The organism is Chromobacterium sp. ASV23, from assembly GCF_016428945.1.
Lineage (GTDB): Bacteria > Pseudomonadota > Gammaproteobacteria > Burkholderiales > Chromobacteriaceae > Chromobacterium > Chromobacterium sinusclupearum.
In genome coordinates this window covers 145002-151704 of the sequence record NZ_JAELTR010000004.1, presented here as the reverse complement: position 1 = coordinate 151704, position 6703 = coordinate 145002, and the positions used below count along the sequence as shown (strand labels likewise).

The window sequence follows — 6703 nt, the reverse complement described above, 5'->3', positions numbered from 1 at the left end:
CCCCCCCCCCCCCCCCCCCCCCCCCCCCCCCCCCCCCCCCCCCCCCCCCCCCCCCCCCCCCCCCCCCCTCCACCTCCCCCCCCCCCCCCCCCCACCCACACCTCCGTGCTGTCGTCGGCAGCGTCAGATGTGTATAACCCCCCCCCGTTGGAGGATGTCCCTTCGCTTTTCGGAGGGAGCTAGCACGTCCACAAACTGTGGATATGCCTATGTGTGTCTCACTCCCTGCATTGCAGGATGTCACTTTTACGCCAATGGTGGAAAAGTCCCTAGCCTTGCCACACTCCCCATTGGGGGAAGTCAGAAAAGTGTTCGGAGTCGCACACTTTGAAGGCAATGAAGACATCACTAAGTTTCAGGGATGTCTCGGCGTTTTATGCCGATAGCCTTGCCACACTCTCTCAAATTGAGGAAGTCTCACACTCCCTCCAATGGAGGATGTCAGGTTGATTATGGGGGGATGTCTCGACGTTTTATGCCGACAGCCTCCAGCATACACAAAAGGCATTTCATGCTATTAATAAATATACCATTAAATTAACAAGCACCCATTTCCAATTAGCACACAGTAGCAGAGAACCACTACTCGCAGCGGCCTCTCCACTCCTCTTTACACTCTTTACCCGCATAAATGGCCTCTGACGGCCTTTCTCCCTTACCTCCTGCCACCCTGGCTTGATCTGCCCCAAGACGCTCAAAAATCCTTTATGCGCCGTCCATTCGACTGTGTCTTGCTGCATGAGGCATAAGAGCGCACGACCATCCAAATTCATGACATTGGCAATGCCAGCCCTGCCAACAACAATAAAAAGGAGACCATACCAATATGGCAAGACCAGCCAACACAATCGAGTACCACCCTGCAGCCCATCGGATCGCATTTGAGCAACCCGTATCCAGCATGACCAAAACAGTTTGGCGTGGCTTAGGCAGAATGATCGCTGCTGAATGCAAACGGATCGGAATCGAAATGAATCGAGATGCCATCGAGCGAAAGAGCATCCGGTTTGACGATATCGAGAGAAAGGTTTCAACCCATGCCGTGAAGCCACGCCGGAAGACCGTGCTGAAAACACTGCTAGCCTTGAAGAACCAGCCAATCATGATGACAACCGAAGTCATGAACGTGGTCGGAGTATCGAAAACGACAGCGCTTCAGTTAATGCGGCTGATACCACGGCTTCAGAAAAGGCTTGTAGAAGGCTTCCTGAATTACCGGCTCTGCACGCCTTTAGTTCTAACCCCGATGGAGGAAGAGAAATATCTGGTTTAAATACAATGACTTATGAATAAAGTCCAATCATATAAGGAGCATGAGCGTAGTGAGAGCGACTATTTAAAAGGCTTTGAAAGGTTTTGAAGATACCAGCGCTCCCATATAGAGAGCCTGAAAGCAGCATCAAGAAAACATCTTTGTCAATATCTTCATTAGATATATTTTACAGGCCGTCTAGACGGTTCTGAAAACACCGGAAAGGAGGTGGATAACAACATCATTAAAATCAATCCCAATGACTTTCTTTATAGACCGTCCCTGAGAGACTTTAAAGAAACCTGACAGGAATCTGAAACAGCTTTATAGCTGACACCCGTGTATATCCCTTGTGTTTCACCATATAGTAGTGTTGAACATCAACCGGATAGATCACTTCAGCATCATCCCGTCAATGCCTTTATAGGGATTATTCATCCATATCCCTTGTGTTTCACCGCTAGGCTGATACTAGCACCGCTAGATGCTCTAGCACCACTCCACATAAAGAAGCCATCTCCCACAGCTTCGCCCTTCCAATCTAAAACTCACGTCCATTCAAGCTTGTCGCTTCGAGTGCGCTTCATGCTGCCTACTGGTTTAGGGCACGTGAGGGCATTGAAGCGATGGGACTCTTGAGGCGACAAACTTAAAAGGAAATAAGCCAATGAATACCCAAACCACTACCATCAAGAAAGCCACCAAGACTAAACGCACTGGCAAGAGCCTGATTCATACCGTCAACAATTGCCCTGGTTCCGTAATGGATCAACTCGGAATCACCACAGAGCAAGCAGAGCGCATGATGAATTTACGCCGAGTCTTCCCGCTGGATATTGAAAGCCGGACAGAACCAAACTATGACGCTCGAAAAATATGGGAGAGAATTGGGAAGCCTTATGGTCGATTCCGTAAGTGGGCGGAACAGTACATCAAACCGTTGCAACAGTGCGAAAGGAGAAAGGCACAAATTTGTGCGATTCTAACCCCGACCAAAACGAAGCCACGGCAAGACTACCGACTCTCTCGTGACGTAGCGATGCACCTAGCCATGCAAGCCAATACCAATGAAGGCGAGAACATCCGCCAGTATTTTCTAGATATGGAAGACCTAGCCACCAAACTGATGGTTAACCGATACCAACGGGTGAACTTGATTGCTGAGGCTGACAAAGCGCTGACGCATGCTGCAATGGTCCGACACGGTGAACGGGCTAAAGCTGGCGAAATTGGTAGATCGGCAGTCCAGTATCTCGCCAATGTCGATGTACAAGACATTGCTTCCATGATCGCTGAAGTGCTGTCAGGCTTTCGGGCGGGTGCATGGCGTGAAGTGACCGGGAAAGGCATTCGAGACATCCTGAGCGCTGACGACTTGGACGAATACGCCCGGCTATACAATGTTGCGGAAGCGATCTATGCGGCAGGCCAAGACCTTGACCAGATAAAGGAGGTGTTATCCAAGGCATGCAAACGCCGTGTTGATCCCTGGCAGTATTTGGAGGCTGAACAGTTAGCGGAGATCGAGAAGGCCCACCAAGCCAGAACAGCGGCGAAAATGGAAGAGGAGGCCGTAGAAGAGGACTGGTAAGCGCATCAGGCGTCCCAAGAGACTTGTAGGCCGTGGGGGGAATCTCAAAAATATGCGGCATCCGCGAATGCCCATCTGACATGGAGCGCGCGTGAAAATCCCCCCACGGCCCACCACGTTATGCCAAACAGCTTCAAAGGCCGCCCCTGCTCTTTGGCTTGACGTCGCAGGCCCTCGCGCCCGACCTTGCAGCCTTACACGCCCGCTCAAGCACTAGCTCAAAAGGTACACTCTATGAGCCATAGTCTAGCACCCATCACTTGAATGGATCAAAACTGTTGATTTCATTTTGAGCCATAGCTAGAATGTGAGCCATAGTTTATGAGCCATTTGGAGCAGCAACCATGAGCCAGACCATCGCTTACCTTCGCGTCAGCACGGATGAACAAGACACAGCAGCCCAGCGCAAGACCATCGAGGACCGCTACAAGATCGAGCGCTTCTATTCCGATGATGGCGTTTCTGGCGCTGTAAAGGCCATGCAGCGACCTGAGTTCAAGGCTTGCTTCGACTATGTGCGGGAAGGCGATACGCTTGTCGTGGCCGCTATAGACCGCTTGGGACGGGATACCATTGATGTTCTGTCCACGGTGGAAGCCCTACAAGCCAAAGGCGTAACCGTGGTATCCATGCGGGAAGGCTTCGACCTGTCTACACCCATCGGAAAGGCCATGCTAGCGATGCTGGCGGCTGTTGCAGAGCTTGAACGGGGCAACATCAAGGCTAGACAGATGGCAGGCATAGAACGCGCCAAGGCTGAAGGGAAGGCGCTAGGCAGGACCAAGACCATCAAGGATGCTGAGGTTAAAGCATGGCGCATGGAGAACGGAGCCAGCATCAAGGCCACTGCTGATCGCTTTGGAATCTCTACGGCCAGCGTGAAGCGGGCTTGTGCTGCTGATTAATAAATAGGCAGCTTATGATCTGTAGCACCACGCCGCAATGCACCAAAGCTAGACTTACAACAGGTACTTCCCGCAGTACCGGAAGTGACACAAAGCAATCGAAAGGCAACCACAAGTGATTGATATTAAACCGATAAAAGCATTTTCAGATAACTATATCTGGCTTTTGCAGCAAGGCGCGCGCGCCGTCGCGGTGGACCCCGGCGAAGCCGCGCCGCTGCTCAGCCATCTGCAGTCGCACGGCCTGCAGCTCGAAGCCATCCTGGTCACCCACCACCACGCCGATCATTGCGGCGGGCTGGCGGAGCTGAAGCAGGCATGGCCGGATGCGATTGTCTATGGCCCACCCGGCATCGCCGGCGTCGACATCCCGCTGATGGAAGGCGACACCGTGTCGCTGAGCATGGGGGAGGCCAGTGTGTTGGCGGTGCCCGGCCACACACTGGACCACCTGGCATATCGGTTTGACGATGCGCTGTTTTGCGGCGACACGCTGTTCGCGGCTGGCTGCGGCAGGCTGTTTGAAGGCACGGCTGCGCAGATGCTGTCTTCGCTGAAAAAACTGGCCGAGCTGCCGCCGCAAACCAAAGTTTATCCAGCGCACGAATATACCTTGTCGAATTTGCGCTTCGCGCTGGCTGCGGACCCTGCCAATCCCGTGCTGGCCATGCGTCTGAGCCGCGATCAGGCGCTGCGCGATCGCGGGCAGCCGACCCTGCCGAGCACCATCGCGCTGGAAACGGCCAGCAACCCTTTTTTGCGCTGCAACACCGCAGGCATCCGCCAAAGCCTGCTGGCACAAGGCGCGCAGGCCGGCGACGACGAGACGGCCGCTTTCGCCCGGCTGCGCGCCTGGAAGGATGTTTTTCGCCCATGAATCGCATGCGAAATAAGTAACTTCACTAGGCCTGGCCACGACTTCCTTTACAGACGGACCGGATAGTCTATTAACAATGAAAGCGCATGAAATTATTTGGTTTTTTGAATTGACACCCCCCATGCGCATGTTTAGCATCAGCCGAAATCTGAATTACGGGCTCGTCTGCATGAAACGCTTCACTCCATTGGCACTTAGCGTGTCTCTCGCATTGCTGTTCGCATCGCCGGCCAAGGCCGCCGCGGTCGATCAGCCACCGGCTTCGCCAGTGGACGAAGCGCAGGCGGCCGGCCTGGACATGATGCTGATGAACTCCAGCCTGCTGCGCAATGGCGACGACGTATGGAAACGCGTGCGCGAAGGCTTCCAGCTGGATGAAGTCAACGCCGACGTGATACGCCGCCAGGAACGCTTCTACGCCAGCCGCCCGGAGTATTTCAAACGCACGCTGGATCGCAGCCGCAAATACCTGTTCCACATCATGAACGAGGTGGAGCGCCGCGGCATGCCGACCGAAATCGCGCTGCTGCCCATGGTGGAAAGCGCCTTTGTGCCCACGGCCAGCTCACGCGTCGGCGCCGCCGGCCTGTGGCAGTTCATGCCGGCTACGGGCCGCCACTACGGACTGGAACAAACCTGGTGGTATGACGGCCGCCGTGACGTGATGGACGCCACCCGCGCCGCGCTGGACTATCTGCAGAACCTGTACGCCCAGTTTGGCGACTGGAACATGGCGCTGGCTGCCTACAACTGGGGCGAAGGCAATCTGGCCCGCTCCATCGCCAGGGTGCAGGCCACGGGCCAGACTCCGACCTACGAAAACGTCCGCATGCCGAACGAGACGCGCAACTACGTGCCCAAGCTGCTGGCGGTGCGCAATATTCTGGCCAACCCGGAAAAGTACGGCGTCCATCTGGATAAATTCCCCAACAAGCCCTACTTCGTCGCCGTTTCCACCGGCAAGCACATGAACATCGACATCGCCGCCAAGCTGGCGGGGATTTCCGTGGCAGAGTTCAAAGAACTGAATCCGGCCTTCAACCTGCCGGTGTTCGCGTACAAAGCCGGCCGCCAGATGCTGCTGCCGGCCACCAAGGTCGACAAATTCCAGGCCAATCTGGATAAATGGGACAAACCCCTGCTGACCTGGGAAGTGTATCTGCCCAAGGGCGACGAAAGCCCGACGGCCATCGCCAGCCAGCACGGCATGAGCACCAGCCAGCTGCTGGCGGCCAACCGCATCGGCGGCAACACGCTGAAGGCCGGGCAGCCGGTCTTAGTGGCGATGAACCCGCGCTTGAATGACGGCCAGTCGCTGGAGTCGGTGGATACGCCGCTGCCGGACACATCGGCAGGCCAAACGATGCTGGCCAAGGCAGATGACCTTTCCGCCACGCCTATCCAAGTCGCCGCTGCGGCGCCGGCACAACAGAATACCTTGATCGCACAAGCTGCCCAGCCCGCTGAACCGGCCGTCGCCCCTGCTGTCGAGATCGACGCCAGCAAAGCTGCTCGCCAGACAGTCGTGATCGCCAGCGCGACAAACGATGATGCCGCCCCGGCCCGCTCGCTGACCACCCGCAGCCTGGACAGCTACACCGTCGCCAGCGGCGACACGCTGTACAGCATCGCCCGCCGCAGCAACCTGAGCGTGGACGAGCTGAAAGCCTTGAACCAGCTGGATGGCAATCTGGTGCAGGTGGGCCAGCAATTGCGCCTGAAAACCCCTGCCGCCACGGACTTCCAACTGGCGAGCAATGCCAGCAGCGCAGGTTCCGATCCGGCGCTGATCAAGGTCAGCGACAATCGCTCGCAAGCGTCTGCGCACAGCACCGAATACGTGGTCCAGCGCGGCGATACCCTGTACAGCATCGCCCGCCGCTTCGGCGTCAGCCACTATGACATCCACCGCCTGAACGGCAGCCGCCAGACTAGCCATCTGCAGCCGGGGCAAAAGGTCAAGATCGTCGGCCTGTAACCGCGACAGTGCAAAAAAAATGGCCCGGAGACTCCGGGCCATTTGCTTTTTACACTTAGCGTCGCCAACCGCGCCTCGCTGCGCCGCTCTGCAAAGACAG

At 56.0% G+C, this 6703-nt stretch carries 5 protein-coding genes; all 5 read left to right on the top strand.

Annotated features, from left to right (window positions below):
• The first annotated feature begins 826 nt into the window (after positions 1-826).
• The 5 genes from JHD59_RS03650 (at position 827) to JHD59_RS03630 (ending at position 6603) form a co-directional block, all read left to right on the top strand.
• Positions 827-1273 (top strand): hypothetical protein, encoded by a 447-nt coding sequence (locus JHD59_RS03650; protein WP_199153185.1) that lies wholly within the window; start codon positions 827-829, stop codon positions 1271-1273.
• Positions 1274-1919: 646 nt separating this feature from the next.
• Complete coding sequence (locus tag JHD59_RS03645) at positions 1920-2843, top strand: antA/AntB antirepressor family protein (protein WP_199153184.1); 924 nt, start codon at positions 1920-1922, stop codon at positions 2841-2843.
• Between the two features lie 344 nt (positions 2844-3187).
• Positions 3188-3748 (top strand): recombinase family protein, encoded by a 561-nt coding sequence (locus JHD59_RS03640; protein WP_199153183.1) that lies wholly within the window; start codon positions 3188-3190, stop codon positions 3746-3748.
• Positions 3749-3863: 115 nt separating this feature from the next.
• Entirely contained in the window at positions 3864-4625 is a 762-nt protein-coding gene (gene gloB / locus JHD59_RS03635) for a hydroxyacylglutathione hydrolase (RefSeq protein ID WP_199153182.1), read from the top strand.
• 199 nt (positions 4626-4824) lie between these two features.
• Positions 4825-6603 (top strand): LysM peptidoglycan-binding domain-containing protein, encoded by a 1779-nt coding sequence (locus tag JHD59_RS03630; protein ID WP_368671518.1) that lies wholly within the window; start codon positions 4825-4827, stop codon positions 6601-6603.
• Positions 6604-6703: the final 100 nt, after the last annotated feature.